This is a genomic window from Marinomonas pontica (genome assembly GCF_036322735.1).
In the GTDB taxonomy this organism is placed as follows: Bacteria; Pseudomonadota; Gammaproteobacteria; order Pseudomonadales; family Marinomonadaceae; genus Marinomonas; species Marinomonas pontica.
Map to the genome: position 1 here is coordinate 1 of NZ_AP027271.1, position 25,688 is coordinate 25,688.

The 25,688-nt window shown below is 48.2% G+C and carries 21 protein-coding genes; 14 read left to right on the forward strand and 7 right to left on the reverse strand.

The genetic code is table 11. The features are described from left to right. Positions 1-100: 100 nt before the first annotated feature. The 4 genes from dnaA to gyrB all read left to right on the forward strand — a co-directional run bounded on the left by dnaA (position 101) and on the right by gyrB (position 6,406). Positions 101-1,651, forward strand: a complete 1,551-nt coding sequence (gene dnaA, locus AABA11_RS00005; protein WP_265727671.1) for a chromosomal replication initiator protein DnaA — start codon at positions 101-103, stop codon at positions 1,649-1,651. Positions 1,652-1,683: 32 nt separating this feature from the next. Beyond that, positions 1,684-2,781 (forward strand): DNA polymerase III subunit beta, encoded by a 1,098-nt coding sequence (gene dnaN, locus AABA11_RS00010; protein ID WP_338264389.1) that lies wholly within the window; start codon positions 1,684-1,686, stop codon positions 2,779-2,781. Positions 2,782-2,875: 94 nt separating this feature from the next. Then, a complete protein-coding gene (gene recF / locus AABA11_RS00015; RefSeq protein WP_338264391.1) occupies positions 2,876-3,982 on the forward strand; it encodes a DNA replication/repair protein RecF in 1,107 nt (368 codons plus the stop codon). Next, a complete protein-coding gene (gene gyrB / locus AABA11_RS00020; RefSeq protein ID WP_265727668.1) occupies positions 3,983-6,406 on the forward strand; it encodes a DNA topoisomerase (ATP-hydrolyzing) subunit B in 2,424 nt (807 codons plus the stop codon). An 87-nt stretch (positions 6,407-6,493) separates the two neighbouring features. On the opposite strand, the gene AABA11_RS00025 is transcribed toward gyrB, so the two are convergent. Continuing rightward, complete coding sequence (locus AABA11_RS00025) at positions 6,494-7,396, reverse strand: homocysteine S-methyltransferase family protein (protein WP_338264393.1); 903 nt, start codon at positions 7,394-7,396, stop codon at positions 6,494-6,496. A gap of 280 nt (positions 7,397-7,676) precedes the next feature. Here AABA11_RS00025 and AABA11_RS00030 point away from each other — a divergent pair, with 280 nt between their 5' ends. The 4 genes from AABA11_RS00030 to AABA11_RS00045 all read left to right on the forward strand — a co-directional run bounded on the left by AABA11_RS00030 (position 7,677) and on the right by AABA11_RS00045 (position 11,175). Further along, the gene (locus AABA11_RS00030) at positions 7,677-8,483 is read left to right on the forward strand and encodes a transporter substrate-binding domain-containing protein (RefSeq protein ID WP_265727666.1); all 807 of its coding nucleotides are present in this window, start codon (positions 7,677-7,679) and stop codon (positions 8,481-8,483) included. Between the two features lie 69 nt (positions 8,484-8,552). Next, positions 8,553-9,500, forward strand: coding sequence for an amino acid ABC transporter permease (locus AABA11_RS00035; protein WP_338264395.1), 948 nt, complete (start codon positions 8,553-8,555; stop codon positions 9,498-9,500). A gap of 25 nt (positions 9,501-9,525) precedes the next feature. Next, positions 9,526-10,254: an ATP-binding cassette domain-containing protein gene (locus AABA11_RS00040; RefSeq protein WP_338269611.1), complete on the forward strand. Its 729-nt coding sequence runs from the start codon at positions 9,526-9,528 to the stop codon at positions 10,252-10,254. A gap of 36 nt (positions 10,255-10,290) precedes the next feature. After that, positions 10,291-11,175, forward strand: coding sequence for a LysR substrate-binding domain-containing protein (locus AABA11_RS00045; protein ID WP_265727664.1), 885 nt, complete (start codon positions 10,291-10,293; stop codon positions 11,173-11,175). A 52-nt stretch (positions 11,176-11,227) separates the two neighbouring features. Here AABA11_RS00045 and AABA11_RS00050 read toward each other — a convergent pair whose 3' ends face one another. Further along, positions 11,228-12,073 (reverse strand): SDR family oxidoreductase, encoded by an 846-nt coding sequence (locus AABA11_RS00050; protein ID WP_338264397.1) that lies wholly within the window; start codon positions 12,071-12,073, stop codon positions 11,228-11,230. 83 nt (positions 12,074-12,156) lie between these two features. Between AABA11_RS00050 and AABA11_RS00055 the strand changes: the two genes are divergently transcribed. Beyond that, the gene (locus AABA11_RS00055; RefSeq protein WP_338264398.1) at positions 12,157-12,570 is read left to right on the forward strand and encodes a winged helix-turn-helix transcriptional regulator; all 414 of its coding nucleotides are present in this window, start codon (positions 12,157-12,159) and stop codon (positions 12,568-12,570) included. Positions 12,571-12,747: 177 nt separating this feature from the next. Here the strand turns inward: AABA11_RS00055 and AABA11_RS00060 are convergent, their stop codons facing one another. Together AABA11_RS00060 and AABA11_RS00065 are read right to left on the reverse strand one after the other, a co-directional pair. Continuing rightward, on the reverse strand, positions 12,748-14,031 hold the full coding sequence (locus AABA11_RS00060; protein ID WP_338264399.1) for an NAD(P)/FAD-dependent oxidoreductase: 1,284 nt from the start codon (positions 14,029-14,031) through the stop codon (positions 12,748-12,750). A gap of 118 nt (positions 14,032-14,149) precedes the next feature. Further along, the gene (locus AABA11_RS00065) at positions 14,150-15,640 is read right to left on the reverse strand and encodes an aldehyde dehydrogenase (RefSeq protein ID WP_338264401.1); all 1,491 of its coding nucleotides are present in this window, start codon (positions 15,638-15,640) and stop codon (positions 14,150-14,152) included. Positions 15,641-15,854: 214 nt separating this feature from the next. Here AABA11_RS00065 and aguB point away from each other — a divergent pair, with 214 nt between their 5' ends. Beyond that, on the forward strand, positions 15,855-16,733 hold the full coding sequence (gene aguB, locus AABA11_RS00070) for an N-carbamoylputrescine amidase (protein ID WP_338264403.1): 879 nt from the start codon (positions 15,855-15,857) through the stop codon (positions 16,731-16,733). An 8-nt stretch (positions 16,734-16,741) separates the two neighbouring features. Beyond that, positions 16,742-17,818 (forward strand): agmatine deiminase, encoded by a 1,077-nt coding sequence (gene aguA / locus AABA11_RS00075; RefSeq protein ID WP_338264405.1) that lies wholly within the window; start codon positions 16,742-16,744, stop codon positions 17,816-17,818. Positions 17,819-17,901: 83 nt separating this feature from the next. On the opposite strand, the gene AABA11_RS00080 is transcribed toward aguA, so the two are convergent. Continuing rightward, positions 17,902-19,023: an extracellular solute-binding protein gene (locus AABA11_RS00080; protein WP_322783814.1), complete on the reverse strand. Its 1,122-nt coding sequence runs from the start codon at positions 19,021-19,023 to the stop codon at positions 17,902-17,904. Between the two features lie 84 nt (positions 19,024-19,107). Continuing rightward, positions 19,108-20,451, reverse strand: a complete 1,344-nt coding sequence (locus tag AABA11_RS00085; RefSeq protein WP_338264411.1) for a glutamine synthetase family protein — start codon at positions 20,449-20,451, stop codon at positions 19,108-19,110. A gap of 238 nt (positions 20,452-20,689) precedes the next feature. Between AABA11_RS00085 and AABA11_RS00090 the strand changes: the two genes are divergently transcribed. Together AABA11_RS00090 and AABA11_RS00095 are read left to right on the forward strand one after the other, a co-directional pair. Beyond that, complete coding sequence (locus tag AABA11_RS00090) at positions 20,690-21,967, forward strand: NAD(P)/FAD-dependent oxidoreductase (RefSeq protein WP_338264413.1); 1,278 nt, start codon at positions 20,690-20,692, stop codon at positions 21,965-21,967. A gap of 104 nt (positions 21,968-22,071) precedes the next feature. Further along, positions 22,072-22,725 carry a TetR/AcrR family transcriptional regulator gene (locus tag AABA11_RS00095; RefSeq protein ID WP_338264415.1) on the forward strand — a complete coding sequence of 218 codons (654 nt, stop codon included), beginning with the start codon at positions 22,072-22,074 and terminating at the stop codon, positions 22,723-22,725. A 27-nt stretch (positions 22,726-22,752) separates the two neighbouring features. Here the strand turns inward: AABA11_RS00095 and AABA11_RS00100 are convergent, their stop codons facing one another. Next, a complete protein-coding gene (locus AABA11_RS00100; RefSeq protein WP_338264417.1) occupies positions 22,753-23,571 on the reverse strand; it encodes a helix-turn-helix domain-containing protein in 819 nt (272 codons plus the stop codon). Positions 23,572-24,140: 569 nt separating this feature from the next. On the opposite strand from AABA11_RS00100, the gene AABA11_RS00105 reads away from it, so the two are divergent. Then, positions 24,141-25,475: a glutamine synthetase family protein gene (locus AABA11_RS00105; protein ID WP_265727655.1), complete on the forward strand. Its 1,335-nt coding sequence runs from the start codon at positions 24,141-24,143 to the stop codon at positions 25,473-25,475. The last annotated feature ends 213 nt before the right edge of the window (positions 25,476-25,688 follow it).

Here is a 25,688-nt window from a genome sequence, read left to right on the forward strand (position 1 = left end):
ACAGGGCATTGGCTTTTTTTCTATTTATGTGTGGATAACTTTACATGGCCGATGTAAAATCCGCTCCTTGTCTGTCACTCAACCAGGGAGTACGTCTACAGTGTCTTTGGAGCATTGGAATCTTTGTCTGCAGCGTTTGCAGAGTGAGTTTTCCACATCTCAGTTCAACACTTGGATTCGTCCATTGCAGGCGGAAATGATGCCTAATGGAGAATTGTGCCTAAGTGCACCAAACCGTTTTGTGTTGGATTGGGTGAGTAACAAATATCAAACGCGCATAAAAGAGCTTTTGTCTGAGTTTGCAGGTGACGATCTTGCGCCTGCATTAAAGCTCGCAGTGAAATCACAAAATTTTGCTCAAGCAAACCAGATATCAACGCCTCCTCCACCTATTTCAAATGAGCCAGCGATTAGCCCTTTAAATAATGAAGTGGCGCGCGAGTCCGGTTATCGTCCGGGTTTTGGCTTAATGGATGAAGAAGAAGGCAGCCCAAATGCTGACCTTGAATTTGAAGCACCATTAACCTTATCTGGAGCGGGATTACGCGGAGAGCTTGAACCTTATGAACAGGGGCAGCTGCCATTAACCGCGCCCAAACGTAAAGTACAAGTGGAAGGTGGTATTAACCACGGTGCCAATCTGAACAACTCCTTTACCTTTGATAACTTCATCGAAGGTAAGTCCAACCAGTTGGCTCATGCGGCCGCCTTGCAAGTGGCCGAAAATCCAGGCGGTGCTTACAACCCTCTCTTTATCTATGGTGGCGTTGGTCTGGGTAAAACTCACTTAATGCAAGCCGTTGGTACGGAGATGATGCGTCATAATCCGAATGCCAAAGTGGTGTATTTGCACTCTGAACGCTTTGTTGCCGACATGGTAAAAGCCCTTCAGTTAAACGCAATCAACGATTTCAAGCGTTACTATCGTTCGGTAGACGCGTTACTTATTGATGATATTCAGTTTTTTGCTGGCAAAGACCGCACCCAAGAAGAGTTTTTCCACACCTTTAACGCCTTATTAGAAGGCGGCCAACAGATGATTTTGACCTGTGACCGTTATCCTAAGGAAATTCAAGGGTTGGAAGACCGTCTGAAGTCGCGTTTTGGCTGGGGGTTAACCGTGGCCATTGAGCCGCCAGAATTGGAAACTCGTGTGGCTATTTTGATGCGCAAAGCAGATGAAAGCGGCATTAAGTTATCTTATGATTCTGCTTTCTTTATTGCCCAGAAAATTCGCTCTAACGTCCGTGAATTAGAAGGCGCCTTAAAGCGTGTTATCGCCAACTCGCACTTTACTGGACGAGCGATTACTCCGGATTTTGTTCGCGAATCGTTAAAAGACCTTTTGGCCTTGCAAGACAAGCTGGTAAACATTGATAATATCCAGCGAATTGTGGCGGAATACTACAAAATTAAGATCAGTGATTTGCTGTCGAAACGTCGTAGTCGTTCTGTTGCTCGTCCTCGCCAAGTGGCGATGTCGTTAGCCAAAGAATTGACCAACCACAGCCTGCCAGAAATTGGTGACGCTTTTGGTGGTCGTGACCATACGACAGCCTTGCACGCGATTCGCAAGATTAAAGAACTGCAAGATACGGATTCGGATATCCGTGAAGACTACAAACAATTGATGCGAATTCTGACCACCTGATGGTCTAAGACTTTGAGTTTACGAGGAAAATAATGAAATTTTCAGTCGTCCGCGAGACACTCCTTAAGCCACTTCAACTAGTGGCAGGCGTTGTAGAACGCAAGCAAACTATGCCTGTCTTGGCCAATGTATTGGTGGAAGTGAAAGACCAAGTATTAACGCTTACTGGTTCCGATTTAGAAGTGGAATTAGTGGGTCATGTGCCATTAGACGAGTGTGAAGAAGGCCGAATTACAGTGCCCGCTCGCAAGCTAATGGACATTTGCAAAAGTTTACCTGACAGCGCCGTGATTGAATTCACCCTGGATGACCAAAAAGCGGTGATCCGTTCAGGTCGTTCACGTTTTAGCTTGTCTACTTTGCCAGCGGATGAATTTCCGAATATCCAAGATATGCAAGGTGATCTAACGGTTTCTATCCCACAAAACAGCGTACGTCGTTTGATCGACCGTACGGGCTTTGCAATGGCAAACCAAGACGTTCGTTATTACCTAAACGGCATGTTGCTAGAAGTGGCGGATGGTCAGTTGCGCGTGGTTGCAACCGACGGACACCGTTTGGCGACCGCTGTGGAAGACGCTCAAGTGAGCGGCGACCTAACGCAAGTAATCGTACCTCGCAAAGGGGTATTGGAACTAAATCGTTTGCTAAACGATACCGATGAAGTGGTCGAGCTAACGATTGGTACAAACCATATTCGTGCGAAAGTGGCAGAATATGTGTTCACCTCTAAGTTAGTGGATGGAAAATTCCCTGATTATCATCGCGTTATTCCGCGTAACAACGAAAAAATCGTCATTGCTGATCGTTTGGAGCTTCGTCAAGTGTTCCTACGTGCATCGATTCTTTCTAACGAGAAATACCGTGGCGTGCGTTTGATTCTGTCTAACGGCATGTTGCAAGTCTTCGCCAATAACCCAGAGCAAGAAGAGGCCGAAGAATCTGTGTTGGTGCAATACCAAGGCGACAACATGGAAGTGGGCTTTAACGTTGGCTACTTGTTGGACGTGTTGGGCGTTGTGGACTCTCAGGAAGTGCGTTTGTCCTTGAATGACTCGAACAGCAGTGCCTTGATCGAAGAAGCGCAAAGCCATGCAGCACAATACGTTGTGATGCCAATGCGTCTGTAATCGCCTTTCCGATCAAAGACCTATGACCCGCTTGGTGACTCATTTATTCAATCACCAAGTGGGTCTTCCCCACCCTAAGTAAGGTTTATCTGTTATGCCACTGGTGCGTTTGGACATCTCTCATGTTCGCAACCTTTCTAGTGTGCGCTTCGAACCTTCGCTTCAAGTGAATGTGATCGTCGGCAAAAATGGCAGTGGTAAAACCTCGGTGTTAGAAGCCATTCACCTATTGTCGTTTGGTCGTTCCTTCCGCAGTCATAAGCACAAAACCTATATTCAGCACGAAAATGACGCGTGTCTTGTTTTTGCACAGCTGCATCAAACGCAAGGCAGCCCTATTCGTGTTGGTTTGCAACGTCATCGTGATGGTCAAATTGACGTTCGTATCCAAGGACAACGAGCGCAGTCTGTCATTGAGCTGGCAGAACGTCTCCCCGTGCAGCTGATTAATCCCGATGCCTTTCGATTATTAGAGGGTTCACCCAGCATTCGTCGCCAATTTATTGACTGGGGAGCCTTTCATTTCGATAAAGACTTCATTCCGGCATGGCGAGGCTGGCAAAAAGCATTAAAACAGCGGAATACCTTGCTTAGACGTGGTAAAATATCTCTCAGTTTATTGGCGGCATTTGATCAGGAATTGATCCGACTGGGTGAACAAGTCAATCAATCTCGCAAAGCGTATGTGGAAAAACTCACACCGCATTTTGAACGTGTTTTATCGCTATTAACGTCAGAACTTTCTGTGAATCTTCAGTTTTTCCAAGGCTGGGACGCACAAAAAAACTTAGCGATGGCCGTGGAAGCGGGACGCGAGCGCGATATTGAACTCGGTTACACCCATACCGGACCACAACGAGCGGATTTACGAGTAAAAACCGCCACGGGAGACGCGTTAGATACGCTTTCCAGAGGCCAACAAAAGCTTGTTGTGTCTGCGTTGAAAATTGCACAAGGGCAACTCTTGATCGAAATGGGTCGCCCACTGGTATTTTTAGTGGATGATTTACCAGCCGAGTTGGACGCCAATCATAGACAGAAGCTCTGTCGATTATTGGAGTCGTTAAACAGCCAAATTTTTATTACCAGTGTCGAGCCCGATACAACGGATTTTACTTGGGCTGACACAACAGACGTTCGTCAGTTTGTTATGAATCATGGCGAACTGTCTTTATTGAGCAAAGGTTTGCAGGAGAGTTAAATGAGTGAAAATAATTACGATTCGTCCAGTATCAAGGTGCTCAAAGGGCTAGATGCCGTACGTAAACGTCCTGGCATGTACATCGGCGACACAGACGATGGCACCGGTTTGCATCACATGGTGTTCGAAGTCGTGGATAACTCCATTGATGAAGCCCTTGCTGGTCACTGTGACACCATCACGGTATTGATTCACCCAGATGAATCAATCTCGGTTTCCGATAACGGCCGTGGTATTCCGGTTGATATTCACGAAGAAGAAGGTGTTTCTGCTGCCGAAGTTATCATGACGGTACTTCACGCTGGTGGTAAGTTTGACGATAACTCATACAAGGTTTCTGGTGGCCTACACGGCGTGGGTGTTTCCGTTGTAAACGCCCTGTCCGAAAGTCTCACGTTAACTATCCGTAAAAACGGCAAAGTGTACGAACAGCACTATGTTCACGGTGTTCCACAAGCGCCATTGGCGATTATTGGGGATTCCGACGGAGCCGGTACCACTGTACATTTCAAACCTTCTGCAGACACGTTTAGCAACATTCTGTTCATTTATGACATCTTGGCGAAGCGCCTACGTGAATTGTCATTCTTGAACTCTGGCGTTGCGATTAAATTGAAAGACGAGCGCTCTGGTAAAGAAGACTTTTTCAACTACGACGGTGGCTTGCGTTCATTTGTTGAGCATTTGAACACCAACAAAACACCAATCAACGACATTTTTCACTTCATTTGCCAGCGTGACGACCTAGAAGACGGCATTGCCGTAGAAGTTGCCTTGCAGTGGAACGAAGGCTTCCAAGAAAACATCTACTGTTACACCAACAACATTCCACAACGCGATGGTGGTACTCACCTTGCGGGATTCCGTGGTGCGTTGACGCGTACGCTCAACACCTTCATCGAAAAAGAAGGCCTAGCGAAGAAACAAAAAGTGGCGACAACCGGCGATGACTGCCGTGAAGGTTTGACCGCCATCGTATCGGTGAAAGTGCCAGATCCGAAATTCTCTTCTCAAACCAAAGACAAGCTCGTATCGTCGGAAGTAAAAACCGCCGTAGAGCAAGAAATGGCGAAGCGTTTCTCTGAATTCCTACTCGAAAAACCCAACGAAGCGAAAATCATCGTCAACAAAATGATCGATGCTGCTCGTGCTCGTGAAGCCGCACGTCGTGCCCGTGATATGACGCGTCGTAAAGGCGCGCTAGACATCGCAGGCTTGCCGGGTAAATTGGCCGACTGTCAGGAAAAAGACCCAGCGCTTTCTGAAATCTACCTAGTGGAGGGTGACTCTGCGGGTGGCTCTGCAAAACAAGGTCGTGATCGTCGTACGCAAGCGATTTTGCCTCTAAAAGGTAAAATCTTGAACGTCGAGAAAGCCCGTTTTGACAAAATGCTGGCGTCGGTTGAAGTGGGTACCCTGATCACCGCATTGGGTTGTGGTATCGGTCGTGACGAGTTCAACGCCGACAAATTGCGTTACCACAGCATCGTTATCATGACCGATGCCGACGTCGATGGATCGCACATCCGTACCTTGCTTTTGACTTTCTTCTTCCGTCAAATGCCAGAAATCATCGAACGTGGTCACATCTTTATTGCGCAACCGCCGTTGTTCAAAATCAAACGTGGTAAGCAAGAACAGTACATTAAAGACGAAGCGGCATTGGATCAACACTTGATCGAAGTGGCTTTGGACGGCGCTCACATGCACGTCAACGAAGACGCTCCGGGCATTCAAGGCGAGCCTTTGGCGAAGCTGGTACGAGATTACATTCAAATCGAAGGCGATATCGACCGCTTGGCTCGTGTGTATCCGAAAGACGTCATGGGCAAGCTTCTGTACTGCAAAGCCTTGACGCAAGAAAGTCTAACCAACGAAAGCATTGTTTTAGAATGGGTTGAAGCCATTCGTAACCAAATGCCGCAAGACGCGCGCACCGGTTTCCGTTTTGACTTCTCTGTTGAAAAAGACGACGAACGTAACATCTTCCTGCCAGTGGTCGACATTATGTCTCATGGTGTGTCGAACCGTTACCGTTTTGAAGGTACTTTCTTCAACTCTCCAGAATACAAACGTATTGTCGCGATGTCGGACACCGTGGCTGAATTGTTTGGTGAAGAGTCCTTTATTCAACGTGGCGAACGTCGCGAACCGGTAAAAACCATCAGCGACATGAAAGCGTGGCTAATGAAAGAAGCGTCTCGTGGTATGACCATCCAGCGCTACAAAGGATTGGGTGAGATGAACCCTGAGCAGCTTTGGGAAACCACCATGGACCCTGATGCACGTCGTATGCTTCGCGTCACCATTGATGACGCCGTTGCCGCTGACCAAATGTTCACCACCTTGATGGGTGACGAAGTGGAACCACGTCGTAACTTCATTCAAGACAACGCCTTGAACGTAGCGAACCTAGACGTTTAAGACGGATTATTGACCATAAAAAGCCCCCGATTTCGCGAGAAATCGGGGGCTTTTTTGTTTGCCTAGCGGGCTGTGTAAGCTCTGTTATCAAAGATGCGCTGACAACGCTTTGATGTGTTCTGGTCCAATACCACAGCAGCCGCCGATTAAGGTGGCGCCCTGCTCTTTCCAGCGTTGTGCCCACACTAGATAAGAATCAGGCGTAAGGTCGCTACGCAACTCGTCCAAACCATCATTTGCAGTCGCATTTTTGGGTTGAGGAGGAAATGCGTTGGCGTATGCGCCTAACTGTATGGTGTCTTGGTGTAACGCGGACAAGACGTCTTGTGATAGTTGGATGGCGTCGGCAATGATTTCTGGCTGACAACAGTTAAACAGAATGCCATTCACGCCAACGTTGGCCATCGCTGCGACAGCTTCTTTGACGGTTTCGCCAGAGCGTAAACGGGGCTGATCGGTGGCTTCTGAATCTTCCAATGTAAAAGAAACCCAATAAGGTTTGCTTTGGCCGTCTATTTCATCCACCAGCGCTTTCATTTGCAGGGTTTCCGCCAGCAAGCTTTGGGTTTCGTTTAGCCAAAGATCAACCCGCGGGGCGAGCGCTTCGATAATAGGTCGAGCAATCTGTTCTGCGCGATCCGCTTCGTATAAATCGGCACGGTATGAACCAAATAAGGGCGCTAAAGAACCGGCTACTTTTACTTCTTCATCCGCTTCCTCTGCGGCTTCACGAGCGACGCGAGCAGATTCAATGACCAGTTCCGTCACGCGTTGTTGAAAGACTTCTTCCCCAATATGGAAAGGCACCAAGGCGTAACTGTTGGTAGTAATAACCCGTGAACCAGCGTCTATGTAGGCTTTATGAACGTCTTTGACGATTTCTGGTGCTTCCATCATGGCCAAAGCCGACCATTCTGGTTGTTTAAAAGGCGCGCCGCGACGCTCTAATTCGCGACCCATACCGCCATCTAGAATAGTGATTGAATGCATAACCGCTCCCGTATTGTTAATAGGAGGCATTTTAACCATGAGCGCGACAGATAGACATGGCTTTGATTATAAAATTAGGGTCAATATTTGGTTTTTAAGGGTATAATGCGCCGATATATTAAAAATATCGCCTTACCAATTAAAAAACCTTGGTCTTAGGGGCGTATTCCATAGTTATTCTTCCTGACGGCTTTCCGTTATATTGTCCCGCCAAATACCCCCTATAATGTCTGTATCCATTGCGTTTTTAGCGCAACGGGTGAACAAAACGAGGAATGTTATGAAATTTGGTCTTAAAAAAGCGCTGTCGAGTGTCGCCTTAGTCGGTGCCTTATTTTCTGCTACTGGCTATGCCGCAGAACCGGCTATCGACAGTATTTTGTCGAGCGGTGAACTGAAAGTGTGTTTTGAAGCGGGCTACATTCCTTTCGAAATGAAGACCAAAGACGGTCGTTTTATCGGTTTTGATATCGACATTGCGAAACACATGGCGCGTTCGATCGACGTGAAATTTGTGCCAGTCAACACGGCTTGGGACGGCATCATTCCGGCACTTCAAACGGGCAAGTGCGACATTATTATTGGTGGTATGGCCATCACGCCTCAGCGCAACCTAAAGGTCATGTTTGCCGACACTTACATTGAAATAGGCCAAACGGTGCTGATCAAATCCGAGTTAGAAGACAAAGTGACGTCTTTTCGAGATTTGAACGATCCGAAATACCGACTAGCATCGCAGATTGGCACAACGGGAGCGCAAGCGGCGAAAAAATATTTCCCGAAAGCGACTCTAGATTTGTTTGAAACGTCCGCTGATGCGGTGTTGCAAGTGGCCAATGGCAAGGCGGATGCCTTTGTCTATGACCTGCCGTACAATGCCTTGTATGCGTCTCAGCACAAAGACACAGTGGTGCATTTGGACCAGTCGTTTACGTATGAGCCTTTAGGTTGGGCGATTCGTCAAAACGACCCTAATTTCCTAAATTTCTTGAATAACTACCTTGTTCAAATCAAAAAAGACGGCTCCTACGACCGTATTTACGACAAGTGGTTTAAATCGGATGCCTGGGTCGACAGCATCCAATAACCTTGTATTTTATTATCGCGTTTCAAAGAGCCTACATTATGTAGGCTCTTTTTATAGTTAAGAGAGCTCATGCAAACACAATCTTCACGTTGGCTTGGACACGGGTTATATCTGGTGATCATGGCGGTATTGATTTCTGGCGTGTATTTCGCGGGTCAGAAAATCGATTACTCCTGGCATTGGGAACGCTTATGGTCTTACATAATCAATACCGAATCCCAAGACATTGTCGCCATTACCGATGGAACGGCGGTGGTCGATGCCGCTGGACGACTGTCTATTGAGCCAGACTTTGGCGATGACCCGCAAATCGTGAACGTCTACGACACCTTGGTATCGCGAAATGGCGATTTGATTTTTCAAGGGGACACGATTGCGCGTATCGATGGTTGGCGTTTTGGGCCAATCGCAGAAGGTTTGTGGGTGACCATTAAGATCTCCTTTATTTCGTTGATCTTTGCCGTGTTATTGGGCGTGATGTTTGGTTTGATGCGAGTGGCGCACGGTCAAGTGTGGCGTAATTTGGCGGTGACGTATGTGGAAGTCATTCGTGGTACGCCGCTGCTGGTGCAAATTTTCATTGTGTATTTCTTCATCGGTACGGTGTTTGATTTAGATCGTTTTACCGCTGGTGTGGCGGCCTTGTCTATTTTCACCGGGGCGTATGTGGCGGAGATCGTCCGAGCTGGGATCCAGTCTGTGCCTGTTGGACAGATGGAAGCCGCGCGCTCGCTGGGAATGAATTACGTTGAAGCCATGGCGTATGTGATTATGCCGCAGGCGATTAAACGCACTTTGCCACCGCTTGCTGGGCAATTTATTAATTTGATCAAAGACTCTTCTCTGGTGTCGGTGATTTCCATCACAGATTTAACCAAAGCCGGTCGTGAGGTGGTCAGCGGCAGCTTTGCGCCATTTGAGGTTTGGTTTACAGTTGCCGTGCTGTATTTGGTGGTGACGGGTGGCTTGTCTTTACTTATTCAGCGTTTAGAAAAGAGGTTATCGGCCAGTGACTGATTCAACGACCGCGTCTGCTACTTCAATGCCTTTGATTCAAGCGCGTAACGTCAATAAGGTTTTCCCGAACGGCTGTCATGCCTTGAAAGACGTTTCATTGGACGTGCAACGGGGTGAAGTGGTGGTGATTATCGGACCAAGTGGTTCGGGGAAATCGACTTTCTTACGCACTCTTAATCAACTAGAAACCATCACCTCGGGTGGGATTTTTGTGGATCAAGTGGATTTGACCGATAAGCGCACCGACATCAATGTGGTACGCGAGGAAGTTGGCATGGTGTTTCAGGCGTTTAATCTGTTTCCCCATAAGACGGCGCTTGGCAATGTGATGTTAGCGCCTATGAAGGTGCTCAAACAGAGTAAAGCAGAAGCACAAAAAACCGCTGAGAGTTTGCTAGAGCGAGTTGGTCTTGCGGATCGTATGGGAAATTACCCTTCGCGCTTGTCGGGTGGACAACAGCAACGAGTGGCCATTGCACGATCGCTCGCGATGAAGCCCAAAGTGCTGTTATTTGATGAACCAACCAGTGCGCTTGATCCAGAAATGGTCGGCGAGGTGTTGGATGTAATGAAAGAACTGGCGAAAGAAGGCATGACCATGGTTGTGGTCACGCACGAAATGGGCTTTGCTCAAGAAGTGGCCGACCGTGTGGTGTTTATGGAAGACGGGGAGCTGGTTTTGGAAGAAACTCCAGAACGTTTCTTTCATTCTGATCATCCGCGCTTGCAACGCTTTTTAGGTCAGGTACTCTAACGCTTCGTCTTTTTAGAGCGATGGTTAGAGTACCGAATGAACCAAAAATCCCTCCCTCCGTTAAACTGGCTACGAACCTTTGAAGTCTCTGCGCGCAGTCTGAATTTCACCAAGGCCGCACACGAGCTTCATTTGACTCAAGGTGCCGTTAGCCAGCAAATACGCTTGCTTGAAGGCCATCTTGGCGTGGCGTTGTTTACTCGTCTCCCTCGCGGCTTGGCTCTGACTGATGAAGGCATGTCTTATCTTCCTGTGGTGCAGGATTCTATCTCCAGATTGGCGGCAGCGACCAATGAGCTGTTCAATCAAGATCAACGAACTCCGGTCAAAATCCGCGGTAGTTTGTCCTTCTTTGTGCATTGGTTGGCACCTAAATTGACAGAGTTTCATCGTCTGTACCCTAATATTGATATTCGCTATATCAGTTCCCTTTGGGTGAAAGATTCAGAAGCCGATGACGACTTCGAGATCCGCTGGGGCAATGGCCAATGGCCGGGTTATGTCTCACAGCGTTTAAGCTGGGACAGCCTGTTTCCTGTTTGTTCGCCAGAACTCATCGACCGTTTACCACTGGCGACTACCTCAGACCTTAGCGAGCATACGTTATTGCACGTGTTAGGTTACGAAGAAGGCTGGGGGTATTGGTTGTCGATGGTGAATGACGTAGAGGTGGACCCTTCACGAGGAATGCAATTGGACACACTATTGGCGTCGTTGCGATTGGCTGAGTTGGGTGTGGGGGTCGCACTAGCAAGGTCTTCGATGGTGGAAGACATGTTGGCAGATGGTCGGCTGGTGGAGCCTTTTGATTTGCGTATTCCCGCCAGTGAATCTTTTTATTTGGTGCGTAAATCCGGCACCGAACTGTCGGCAGAGGCCACGGTCTTTTTTGACTGGCTAGAGCGACAAGTCCGTTTATAAATTGGCTAAGACAGAGTGCCCTGTCTTAGCCAATAATTCTACGTCAGGCTAATTACAACGCGGCTTTGATGCTGTCTTCAATAGACGTTGTTGGACGACCAATGAGCGTCGACAGTGTTTTGCTGTCGTCAAACAAGCCGCCTTTCGATGCGCCCACTTCTGAATTCGCCAAAATGGCAGCAAAGCCTTCCGGTAAGCCAACACCGACCAATATCTTGGTGAATTCGGCTTCTGGCACATTGTGGTAGGCCACGTCTTTACCAGATGCCTTGCTGATGGCTGCAGCGTATTCGCTTAGAGTGAAGGCGCTGTCGCCTGCCAATTCATATACTTTGCCTGCTTGTTGGTCTTTCAGTAACACCACGGCAGCGGCTTCTGCGTAGTCGGCTCGTGCTGCTGTAGACAATTTGCCCTCTTCAGCACAACCAACCACACCGTGTTCAAGTGCACCCGCTACACCCATGGTGTAGTTTTCTGAGTACCAGCCATTGCGCAACAACACATGCGGCACACCAGATTCTGCCAACAGCGCTTCGGTTGCGACGTGTTCTTCCGCCAAAATCAACGGCGAGCTGTCTGCACGCAAAATACTGGTGTAAGCAATCAAGGAAACGCCAGCGTGTTTTGCCGCATTGATGACATTGGCGTGCTGAGCGGCACGTTGGCCTACTTCACTGGAAGACACCAACAGCACTTTTTCAACGCCCTGCATCGCAGCAACAAGAGCGTCTTGGTCTGTGTAGTCAGCCTGACGAACTTGAACGCCCTTTTCTGCCAAATCGGCTACTTTTTCTGGATTACGAACCGCGGCAATGATATTGCTGGCGGCGGTTTTTTCTAATAAAGAAGCGATGACCAGACGGCCAAGTTGACCGGATGCGCCTGTGACTAAAATCATTATTTTCTCCTTTGAGTTTTAAGTAGATGAAAGTAGAATACTTCACTAACAAACTTTTAGTAAGTACGTACAAAAAGGTAAGTATGGAAAATATTTTGCAAACCAATCAGAGCGGCATGTCAGGTTTATTTAATAGAGGCGATGTGTTTTCAGATAAATGCCCTTCCCGAGATATTCTGAAACATGTGACCAGTCGTTGGGGAGTGTTAGTGCTGTTTGCGCTGAAAGACGGCGAGACGCAGCGCTTCAGTGAGCTGCGCCGCAAGATTGTTGGCGTGAGTGAAAAAATGCTCGCGCAAACCTTGCAGGCGTTGGAGCTGGATGGGTTTGTGTCGCGAATTTCTTATCCGGTTGTGCCGCCTCATGTGGAGTACAGTTTGACGGAGTTAGGCGTTGAAGTGGCCGCGCGAGTGGCGAATCTGGCGGATTGGATCGAAGATAATATCGCGGATATTTTGGCGATTAAATCCCAAAAAGAAGACAACCTAAACGGCTAAAATCATTCTGTTAGAGCAATAAAATCGCACCATTACCCGTTACTTGCAGGCAATGTGAATACTCACTTACATGCAGTTACATGAGATCACGTTTTTTTACAGAAAATCGTATCAGGCACTATAAAAAAAGCCGCTTTAGGCGGCTTTTGCGGGTGATCATTATAGGCAGAGAAAGGGCTAAATCCCCAGTTTATCTCGCATGTTGTAGTAAGCCGCGCCCACTGCCGTATAAGGTATGCGCAATAAGCGTCCACCAGGGAATTGATATTGTGGCATGCTGGCAAACACGTCAAAGCGCTCCATTTCGCCATCAATCGCGTCCGATAAAATCTCGCCCATGAGATGGGAGTTGGTCACGCCGTGGCCAGAGTAGCCTTGAGCGTAATAAAGATTATCGCCAATTTTGCCGACTTGCGGCATGCGCATCATGGTCAACAGGAAGTTACCTGTCCACGCAAAATCGATTTTAGTGTCTTTCAAGATCGGATACGTTTTCAGCATTTTGGGCACGATAATGGATTCGATCTTCCCCGGATCACGAGCGCCATAAGTGGTTCCGCCTCCGTAAATGAGTCGTCCATCGCCGGACAAACGATAGTAATCCAATAAATAGTTACAATCTTCCACACAACGGTCTGTTGGTAACAGTTGTTTTTGAATGTCTTCTGGCAACGGCTCGGTCGCAATTACCTGAGTACCACAAGGCATGGCTTTCTTTTCCACTTCAGGCAGCAAGCCAAAGATGTACGCATTGCCTGCGACCACAATGGTGTCTGCAACCACGGTGCCTTGCTTGGTAACGACTTTGCCCGGTTTACCCTGCTCTAAACGAATGACTTCGGAATCTTCAAAGATCTGCCCACCGAGTGCTTCAAAGGCGTTGGCTTGGCCAAGAACCAGATTCAGTGGCTGAATGTGACCGCCCTTTTTGTCCAACAAACCGCCTGCGTATCGGTCTGATCCGATGTGATCTTGGATAGACGACGCCGTCAGCAATTCCAGCTCATTGTGGCCATGGGACTCCCACAAGGCTTTTTTGGCTTTCAATTCTTCAAATTGCTTTTTGTTGCACGCTGCAAAGACGTTACCGTGCTTGAGGTCACAATCGATGTTGTATTTTTCGATGCGATGACGAATCAATTCAGAGCCAGCAAACGCCATTTTGGCCATTTTCTGACCAATGTCATCGCCGTAATTTTTGTAGATGTAGTCGATGTCGCGGTTAAAGCTGTTGACGATTTGGCCGCCATTACGGCCTGATGCGCCAAAGCCAATACGCGAGCCTTCGACAACGATAACTCGCTTGCCCTTTTCCGCTAAGCTAAGGGCGGTCGATATGCCAGTAAACCCAGCACCAACGACACAGACATCACAACGATGCTCACCCGTTAGCTGTGGACGAATGGCTTTATCATTTGCGGAGGCCGCGTAGTATGAATTTGCATGAGTAGGGGATGACATAGAGAACCTCTCCTATAGCGTGTAGACGCGTTAATCCGTGCGTCTACAGTAGTGTAAAAAAGCGGGGCTATTAACGCCCCTATTAATCCAACGATGGCTTGCGAGTCTTAGGTTTGGTTTATTTCAGACTGATCCAGGTGTTTTTAATTTCAGTGTATTTTTCCAGCGCATGCCACGATTTATCTCGGCCGTTTCCAGACGCTTTAACGCCACCAAAAGGCACCGTTGTATCGCCATCGCCCCAGGTGTTTACCCACACCATGCCAGACTCTAGTAGACGGCTGACACGGTGCGCACGGCCCAAGTCATTGGTCCAAATTGATGCACCTAAGCCGTATTTCGAGTCGTTCGCCAATTCAATGGCTTCGGCTTCGGTGTCAAACGTCATCACCGCCAACACAGGGCCAAAAATCTCTTCTTGCACGAAGGTCATTGCGTGGCTTGCGTCGGTAAAAATGGTTGGTTTAGCGTAGAACCCCTGCCCTTCTTGATAATCGGGAACGCCGCCTAACGCCAACGTGGCGCCTTCAGCAATCGCACTCTCAATAAATCCTGTTACGGTATCCAGCTGGGCTTTGTCGACCATTGGCCCCATTTTTGTTGCTGGGTCTAATGGGTCGCCGGGTACGTAGGTTTTTGCTGCCTCAAGCAAGGCGACCATGAAGGCGTCCTTGATGCTGCTGTGAACGTACAAACGGGAACAGGCAATGCACACTTCCCCTTGGTTGGTGAAAATGGCCGTTGCTGCGCCTTTGGCAGCCGCTTCAATGTCTTTGCAATCTTCAAAGACGATGCAAGGCGATTTACCGCCCGCTTCTAGCCAAACCCGCTTCATGTTGGATTGACCCGCGTATTGCATCAGTAGTCCTGCCACGCGGCTAGAACCAGTGAATGCTAAGGTGCCAATATCATGGTGCAGCGCAAGGGCTTTTCCAGCGGTGTGACCAAAACCTGGGAGGACGTTGAATACGCCGTCTGGAATCCCCGCTTGCGTTGCCAACTCGGCAATTCTGAGAGCGCTCAACGGCGATTTCTCAGACGGTTTTAGAATGATGCTGTTGCCCGCAGCCAAAGCCGGTGCAATTTTCCACATCACCATCATTAATGGGTAATTCCAAGGCGTAATAATAGCGACAACGCCCAATGGTTCGCGGCTGATCAGTGCCAAATTGTCTGGGTTCGTTGGAGCTATTTCACCGTACAATTTGTCGATGCATTCGGCCGACCAACGTAAGCTGTCGATGGAATCTGGTACGTCGATGCCGACCATCTCCGAAATCGACTTACCCATGTCCAAGGTGTCGATCAAAGCCAATTCGTCTTGGTGCTCTTCTAGCAAATCCGCCCACTTTTGTAAGATGCGTTTGCGCTTATTGGGTGCCATGTTTGACCAGACACCGCTTTTAAACGCGGCTTTGGCCGCCGCGGTCGCCAGATTCACATCGGCTTCGTCACAGCTGGCGACTTTTGCCAACAAGGATTCGTCCGTAGGATTGATACAATCAAACGTGTCACCGCTTTGTGCTGGCGTGAAAACACCATTAATGTAGGCGTTGGAATGCAGGCTAATCGTGTTTCGAAGGGCTTGCCATTCTTGGTAAGTTTTCATATGTAATTCCTTTCTTTGGCGTCCAACAAAAACGCTAAATGGGTTGCTATGAATCTAAACTAACTGAGCAGCGTCCTTTCACACCATATCCCCGTGGGGGTATATCGTAATTTTCCGAATTCTCTAAGATGGCGAAATTGGCTTTAGAACATCGTTTAGTCAGACAAAATAATGAAAAAACTTCTAACAAACTGTCATTTGGAGTACTCAGCTTATGTCAAAGATAACCGTTGCCGCCACGCAAATGCATTGCACGTGGAACCAGCAAGATAACCTTGATCGTGCGGAAAAGCTAATACGTTCGGCGGCTGCCAAAGGCGCTCAAGTTATCCTGATTCAGGAGTTGTTTGAGACGCCGTATTTTTGCATAGAGATCCACGAGCCCTATCATGATTTGGCGACCACGTTGGCTGAAAATGCGGCCTTTAAACGCTTCCAAGCGTTGGCGGCCGAATTGAATGTAGTCTTGCCGTTTAGTTGGTTCGAGAAAGCCGGACAAGTCCGTTTTAACTCCTTGGCAATGATCGATGCGGGTGGCGAGTTGTTGGGTGTGTATCGTAAAACGCACATCCCTGACAGCGATGGTTATTTGGAAAAATACTACTTCAGCCCTGGCGATACTGGCTTCAAAGTGTGGAACACAAAATTCGGTTGCATTGGTGTGGGTATTTGTTGGGATCAGTGGTTCCCAGAAACGGCTCGATCCATGGCGCTGATGGGCGCCGATTTGTTGCTTTTCCCAACGGCCATTGGTTCCGAGCCGAGCCAATCCGATCTCGACAGCATGCCACACTGGACAAACACCATGCGCGGTCATGCTGCCGCCAACCAGACGCCAGTGATTGCGTCCAACCGAATTGGCACGGAACAAGCGGAACACCGTGATTTGGCACTGACCTTCTATGGTTCGTCGTTTATTTGCGATGAACGTGGTGAATTAATCGAGCAAGCAGACCGCGAGAGCGAAGCGATTCTTGTGCACACGTTTGATTTGGAAAAAGTGCGCACTCAGCGTAAGGCGTGGGGGCTTTTCCGCGACCGTCGACCAGAGCATTACGATGTCATCAAAATCCTCGATGGTCAGGTCAAATAGGAGGCTGCATGTTAACCACTCCCAAAGCGGATGATTTTTGGATGCCGGGTGAACACAGTCCTCAGAGTACGGTGTGGCTGGCGTGGCCCACTCGTCCCGATAACTGGCGTGATAATGGCTTGCCTGCGCAGGCGGCTTTCGCGCATTTTATTGAACGTTTAAGCGGCTATGTCACGGTAAAATTGGCGGTGTTGCCAGAGTACGAAGCGCAAGCCAGAAGCATGCTGCCCAGCTCTACTCAGCTTTTTCCCATGGCTTACAACGACGCATGGATGCGAGACATTGGCCCGACGATGGTCGTCAATGACGCCGGTGTTAAGCGTGCGGTGAATTGGCAATTTAATGCATGGGGGGGCGAATTGGATGGACTTTATGACGATTGGTTTGACGATGAAAACGTCGCCACGCAGATTGCTCAGCAAGAAGGGGTAGAACGTTATGACGCGCCTTTTGTGCTTGAAGGCGGCTCGATTCATTGCGATGGCGAAGGCACACTTTACACAACGGAAGAGTGTTTGCTGCACCCAAGCCGAAATCCCGAGCTAAGCCGAGAAGACATCGAAGCGCAGCTGAAAGCCTACTTATCGATTGAAAAAGTGATCTGGCTGCCGTTGGGATTATTCAACGATGAAACCAACGGCCACATCGATAATATTTTGCATGTGGTTCGCCCCGGTGAAGTGTTATTGACGGTGTGTGATGACGAAAATGATCCGCAATACGCCATCAGCCAGCAGGCATTGAACTTATTGGCGGAAACGCGAGATGCGCGTGGACGTCAGATCCTAGTCCATAGATTGCCTATGCCGGGGCCGCTTTATATTCGCGAAGACGAAGCGGCCGGATTGGTACAACCAGATCGTATGGCGCGTGCGGCAGAAGATCGCTTGGCAGGCTCTTACGCGAACTGCTTAATCTGTAATGGCGCCGTGTTTTACCCGTTATTAGACGAAGCGAAAGATCGCGTTGCCCACGATGTGCTGCAGAAAGCGTTTCCACACCATGAGCTTATCGGCATCCCAGCGCGCGATATTTTGTTGGGTGGAGGCAACTTGCACTGCATTACGCAACAGATTCCTGCGTAATGTTTTGCGGGTGTTGCACCCATAAAAATAGCCTAGCGACGCATCGCTAGGCTATTTTTGTTTTACGCTAGGGTTACCGCTTCTTAGCGTCCGGTTTTAATGTCCGTCCATAGACGCACCATCAAACGCTCGATTTTTAGGCCGCGAACTTTTTGTGCGAAGAGTTTCTTTTTCACCTCGCTGCTTGGGTAAATGCCTTCATTGCTCGAAATATCAGGGTCTTGCAGCGCCATCGCGTCGAGGTTAGGGTTCGCGTACGCCACGTAGTTTGAGACATCGGCAATGACGTCTGGACGCAATAAGAAATTGATGAACTGATACGCAGCGTCTTTGTTTTCGGCTTCTTTTGGCACGGCAAGCATGTCAAACCAGATTTGCGTGCCTTCTTTTGGAATGCTGTATTCGATGTTCACGCCATTATCGGCTTCGATCGCGCGGTCTTGGGCTTGAATCACATCGCCAGACCAACCAATGGCCACGCAGATGTCGCCGTTAGCAAGCGCGCTGATGTATTGAGAAGAATGGAATTGTGTCACATAAGGGCGCACGTCTTTCAGCAGTTTGACCGCTTCGCTGTCCAACGCATAATCTTGTGGGTTGCGGCTGTTGGGGTTTTTGCCCAAATAATTCAATGTCAGTGGGTACAGTTCGTCAGGTGAGTCCAAAAACATAACACCGCATTCTTGCAGCTTGGCCATGTTTTCTGGTTTAAACACCAAATCCCAGCTGTTTACGGGAGCATCGTCGCCTAGAACTTCTTTGACTTTATCGACGTTGTAGCCAATGCCCGTTGTGCCCCACAAATACGGTACGCCGTATTGGTTGCCCGGATCGACCGCTTCAAGGAAGGACAATAGTTCTGGGTCGAGGTGTTTTAGATTCGGTAACTTGGCCTTGTCCAATTTGCCAAACACGCCCGCTTGAATCTGACGCCCCATGAAAGACGCCGTCGGCACCACCAAATCATAACCCGAATTGCCCGCCAGCAGTTTTGCTTCCAGCACTTCGTTGCTGTCAAAAACGTCTTGGATGACTTGAATGCCCGTCTCGGCTTCAAATCGTTCAACGGTGTCTTCGGCAATGTAATCCGACCAGTTGAAGAATTTTAGCGTTTCGGCAGAAACGGACGTTGCCGTTGTGCCTAACGCACAGACCATACCCGCAATGGGTAACAATTGACGCATTTTACGGTTTTTCTGTGTCATGATTTGCTTCCTTTAGTGATAACGCTACATGCACCACGCAAGGCTTTTTTATCCTTGTCGTGATGCTCTGTGGATTAAAAATAATTACACATTCAACAATAGATGCTCGCGTTCCCATGAGCTGATTACCCGGTTAAAGGTTTCGAACTCACTGCGTTTTACACCCATATAAGCAGTGACAAAGTCTTTGCCTAAGATGTCACATAATGGCTCACATTCTTCTAGCAAACGTAGGCCTTCTTCTAGCGTTCGAGCGATTTCCACTTCTGGGTAATCGGACGGTGGCTGATTCGTTTTAATCGGATCGGTGGGTTGTAGCTTTTGCTTCATGCCTAAATAACCACACGCCAACGTCGCCGCGATGGCGAGATACGGGTTAGAGTCGGCACCGGGGAAACGGTTTTCGATGCGCGTGCCTTGTGGCGGTGCAAATGGAATACGCAGCCCTGCTGTACGGTTATCAAATCCCCAGTTCATGTTAATAGGCGCGGCCATTTCTGGTGAAAAACGGCGATACGAGTTGACGTTTGGCGCGAAGAAAGAGATCGCGTTGGGTGTGTACGTCTGCAACCCCCCTAAATAATGGTAGAACAATTCGCTCGGTTTACCGTTGTCGTCAAAGACGTTTTTACCGGTTTTGGCGTCCACCAAACTTTGGTGAATGTGCATCGAGCTGCCGGGTTCGTCTTTCATCGGTTTTGCCATGAAGGTGGCGTACACACCGTGTTTGAGTGCGGCTTCTCGAAGCGTGCGTTTGAACACAAACACTTGATCTGCCAAATCCAATGGGTCGCCATGAATGAAGTTGATCTCCATTTGCGCGGCACCAGATTCGTGGATCAAGGTGTCTACGTCCAGCCCCTGAGCCTCGCAATAGCTGTAAAGCGTATCGATGATGGTGTTGAACTCGTTTACTGCATCAATGCTGTATGAACGGCGTGAGGTTTCGCGTTTGCCGGAGCGTCCTGCTGCCGGTTTTAGCTCATAATCTGGGTCGGTATTGGGTTGAATCAGATAAAATTCGACTTCTGGTGCGATGACGGGTTTTAAGCCTTCCGCTTCATAAAGCGATAAAATATGACGCAAAATCGTTCGGCTGGCCAACGGATGCAGGTTGCCATCGGTGGTGTAGCAGTCGTTGATTACTTGAGCCGTGGGTTCGTCGGCCCATGGCACCATGCGCAGAGTATTTGGGTCGGGTTTCAACACCATGTCACGGTCGCTGGCGTCGACAATATCGTAATGATTGTCGGCCCAGTCTCCGGTCACACTTTGCACTAGAACTGTTTCAGGGATGCGCCCTGTCTTTTCTGCAAGGAACTTGAACGTCGGGTAAAACTTACCCCGCGCGTTCCCTGTCATGTCTGCTAGTGTTGACTCGACTTCAGTAATTGCATGCTCTTTTAAAAAAGCTTCAAACTCTGTCATAACTCACCTTAAGTTGGCTGCTTAACGAATATTCCTACGCCGTAATGTGTTTTTTACTGGCTCTTTTTGTTGGGTTTATGATTTCACAACCCGAATAATACTTCGGTTTAAACATTATTTTACTTTGATCATTAAATCAACACCTTGTCAAAAAATAAGTTCATATTACAATTGACACTGCCTATAAAATCGATCAATCATTCGGTTATTGAGTTTTGAATTATGACAGGAGTGCCCCTTGAGCAAACACGAACCGTCTTACTATGAGGCAACCGCAAAAGAGTACAAAAGTCGTCCTCAGCTAGTGGGTGATCACAGTGCCGATATTTGCATTATAGGCGGCGGATTTACGGGAACCTCTGCGGCGTTGCATCTTGCGGAAGCGGGGTTTCAAGTGACTTTATTGGAAGCCAATGACATTGGCTGGGGCGCTTCTGGGCGCAACGGCGGACAAATTTGCCAAGGCCATAACATGGGCCACGCAGAGATGGTCAATAAAGTCGGTAAAGAGACGGCGGATGTGCTGTGGCAAACCTCTCTGGACTCGGTGGAATTGGTCAAGGACTTGGTCGAAAAATACCAAATCGATTGTGATTTAACGGCTGGCGTGCTGCATGTGGCGTCTAAACTAAGCCACGCAACGGACATAAAAGACGCCGTTGAATACAAGCGTCAACAGCTTAAATACGAGGGTGTTGAGTTCCTAGATGCAAAAACCGTCGCTGATAAATTGGGTACAGATCGTTACTACGGCGGTGAATGGTACAAAGATGGCGCGCACATTCATCCGCTTAACTTTGCGCTTGGATTGGCGAAAGCGGCAGAAGCCCATGGGGCGAAGCTGTACGATCATTCTGCGGTATTGGAATACACGGATGGCCAGCAACCTGAAGTCATAACCGCCAAAGGGCGCGTGCGTTGTCGTTATTTGTTGTTTGCGTGCAATGGTTATCTTGGTCACTTGAACGGTCCGGCGGCGCGAAAAATCATGCCGATCAATAACTTTATTATTGCCACAGAGCCGCTTCCTGAACGCGTTGCGGATCGGATCAACCCAGACCGTATCGCGGTGGCGGATTCGAAATTTGTGGTGAATTACTATCGTCTGTCCAAAGACAGAAGAATGCTCTGGGGCGGCGGTGAAAATTACAGTCAGCGTTTTCCGAAAGACATTGCTGGGTTTGTTAAAAAACACATGCTAGCTACTTACCCAGAGTTAGGCGATTATCGTATCGACTATGCGTGGGGTGGCACCTTGGCGATTACGTTAAACAGAATGCCGCACATTGCGCGACAGCAGGAAAATATTTTTGTGGCGCAAGGTTATTCTGGTCATGGCGTGGCGATGGCAACCTACGCCGGTGCGATCTTCGCTAAAGCGGTGCAAGGTTCGTTAGAAGAAGTGGATGCCTTCGAAAAGCTGCCGATGCGAGACTTCCCCGGTGGTACCCTACTTCGCTGGCCAGGTTTGGTCGCTGGCATGTTGTATTACTCGATGTTAGACCGGTTGCCGTAATGCGACGAACGCTGTGCGATGGGTGTGTTTAGTGTTCATGGGTATGTGTATAATTTAAACACTTTATTTGATGTTCTCTGTTTATAAGGAAGCCAATCCCGATCATGGCCAACCCCCCTACGACAATGAAAACCATGCAATCTGTTTCGCCTCGTAGCGAGCCTGTGCAGTCTCGTTCGATTAAACGCGCGCAACAAATTTTAGATGTGACCAGCGAATTGTTAGAAACCGTTGGTTTGAACGATCTGAATACGGCGATTATCGCGAAAGAAGTCGGTATTTCCGTGGGGTCTTTGTACCATTACTTTCCCAATAAACACGCCATTTTGTATGCCATGGGCAAGTCTTGGCTGGACAGCATCGAAGACGTTTTAAAAGGCATTCAGGAGTGGCGTTTAGAAGACATGACGCTGCCCAACTTTATTGATCAAGTTGTCGACATTAATTTGCGTACTTATCGCCAACAGCGCGCGGTATTACGTTTGGTGCAAGCCATGTTTTCGGTGCAGGAATTGCGTGAATTAGACGAACGCCATGATGACATGGTGATTTCTCAAATGGCTAAGGTGTTCAAACGCTTAGGCTTTAAAAAGCACATACGTGAACGGGAACGTATTGCGCGTCTGTACCTAGAAGTAACACACAGTACCTATCTGGTTGTTGTGAACCAAAATGAACGCCGCGCTGCGCGTACCCTCGACGATTTAAAATTGATGCTGACGTGCGTGCTAGAACGACATCTGAATGAACCAGAATAGTCGTTCTTTGGGCATCTTCTAGGTTGATTAGCTTTTTTCTCTGTCTAAGGCATCTAAATGACTGAGGAACAAAGTAAAAATTTCTGACTGCGTGGATGTGTCTAATCGCGCGTGAATGTTTTTGCGGTGTACTTTGACGGTTCCGGCACTGATGCCTAATTCGTTCGCAATGGATTTTGACGAGTGTCCTTTCAATAACAAGCCCAAAATTTCCTGCTCGCGGGTGGTCAATACGCCATGCGCAAAGGTTTTCAGTGCGTATTTTAACGGCCCTGTACTGGATTCCCTCTCGACGAACTCCCCCGCTTGCGTGAGCCAAAATTGGCGGATCAAGGCTTCTAACATGGGGAAAACGCTTTTCAAATTGTTCAGTTCTGTTCGGCGAATCGAGCCGACGGTTTTTTGTCGGCCTAATGACACGGCGCAGGTAGTGGCCGCGTCTAATTCCACCAAGATGTTGATTTCATCGACTAAGTCAAAGTTGCGGTAACAGGTTTGGTAGTATTCGGTTTCTTCGAACGAATCGGGTGACATGTCGACCAAACGATAAACGCCCGGTGCGATCCCGTGTTGTATGGCGTTAAACAAGGGATCTAGCAAGTAGGCCTTGTTTAAATACATACGCAGGGTGTGACTTTGCTCACTTGGGTCACTCGGATGGATCAGCAGTGGCTTTAGCGCTTTTTTGTAGGTCACGATAATGATGGTATCGAAATAGCACAGGTTGCTGAGCACCCCTTCTAACGCAATAGGAAAGCTGGGTACCCGAATGTGATTGGTAAGCGCGCCGAGGTCTTTCATTAAGTCGGGTAAAGACAATTGCCCTCTTAGGGTGTTTTTCTGCATTGTTCTGAAATCCTTTGTCATGTATCGCCGTGTTATCCAGCGTCATGAACTTGCTCTGAGTGTACGGCTTCAAACGAGAAACGGATAAAACGCACACTGCTGGCTATTTTTAATGTGTCGATTGGGTTGAGTTCAAGTCGACTTTTTACTCGGTTTTGTCTTCATCCCTAAAATTGCTCCGCTGGCGCAAAATTTCCATCGACTTTTTTATTCTTTCTGTAGTAAAAATGAATGCATAACCTGAATGATTTTTCGGCTTATATCGCTCGAAAGCGCTGTCCTCAAACACATTAAGGTGATTCTTTATTAATACATATCAGCAAAATAGCTGAAAGTGAAGAAAAGCAGTCATCTTTTAGAGTGTGATTTATATACAAGTGGTTCCATCTTTGCATATACCCACTCGGGGATAGTTACTCACATCATTTGCTCGGGTTAAGGTGATTTATATCGGAAGAATGTGGCTTTAATCCTGTGCAAGCAATATGAAAATCGAAGTAAAGTTCGATTATCAGACGAGTAAGCACAACGTCTTCCGCAGTAAGACTAATTTCATAAGAGAACATTTTATGTCGGATATGTACGAAGGGAACAACGAATTTGATCTGTTCATCACAGATTTAAACGGCAACTTGCGTGGTAAACGCATGCCCTCCAGCGGTTTAAAAAGCGTCATGACGCAAGGGGTAAAACTTCCTCACTCAGTGATTGGTTTTGACCACTGGGGCGACGATGTTCTCGACAATGGTATGGTTTTCGAGACGGGAGACAGTGACGGTGTGTGTTTTGCCGTCCACCCTGAACCTATTTCTGTGCCGTGGGCGGAATCGGCTCGCGACCAAATTTTGGCGATGATGTACAACGCCGATGGCACTCCATTTTACCCAGACCCTCGCCAAATATTGACGCGCATTGTTAAGCGCTTCAAAGATTTAGGCTACACACCTGTGGTGGCGACGGAGTTGGAGTTTTACCTGTTAGACGGCCAGTCCGAAGCTCAGCGTCGACCTTCTCCTCCTATTATCGTAGAAGGCAACGGTGTGCGTTTGAATAAAACCGACTGCTATTCCATTGAAGAAATGGACGGCTTAGAAGGCTTTTTCGCCGAAGTTCGCCGTGCGTGTGAGATTCAAGGCATTCCTGCGGACACCATTATTTCTGAACTAGGCCCCGGTCAATTCGAAATCAACATGAAGCATTGCAACGACGCTGTTCTCGCCGCCGACCATGCGATTATGTTTAAGCGCCTGATCAAAGGGGTTGCACGTCAGCATGATTTTGGTGCGACTTTCATGGCGAAACCGTACGCAGATAAAAGCGGTAACGGCTTCCACGTTCACTTTAGTTTGTTGGACGAGCAAGGCAATAACGTGTTTAACAACGGCACCGAAGAAGGCTCAGGCTTATTGCAGCAAGCGGTGGCGGGATTATTGAACCATATGTCTGATTCTATGCTTGTGTTTGCGCCGCATATGAATTCTTATCGCCGTTTCCAAACCGGAGCGCATGCGCCGACGTTTGCGAGCTGGGGCTATGAAAACCGCACTGTCGCGGTACGCATTCCCGAAAGTGATAATGTCGCGCGTCGTATAGAACATCGTGTGGCTGGCGCGGACGCGAATCCTTATTTAGTATTGGCAGCCGTGTTAGGGGCTGCTTTGCATGGTATTGAAACAAAAATGTCGCCACCACAGCCGATTGAAGGCGATGCGTACGCGATGTCAGAACGTTTCGAACCGCTACCCAATCGTTGGGAATTGGCGACGGAATCGTTTGCAGACAGTGCCTTCTTGAGTGAATACTTGGGTGAAGAATTTGTCCGAGTGTATGGTGCGGCAAAAGAACAAGAACAGCAAAAAATACACGGCCGTATTTCCAATGTGGAATACGAAGCGTATTTGTAAGTGCGTTGCGAACCTTGGTGGCTTTTAGACTTGGTGGCTTTTAGAAGAGTGACTGCAAAAACAGTCACTTTATACAGAGCCACTTTAGAAAGAGTCAGCTTAAAAAGAGTTACTTTAAAAAATAGAGTCCGTTAGAGGCTTTGCTGAAAAGCAAAACGACATCACAACTGGAACCAGCCAATGTAACCTTGGCTGTAAATTGGAGAATTTCAC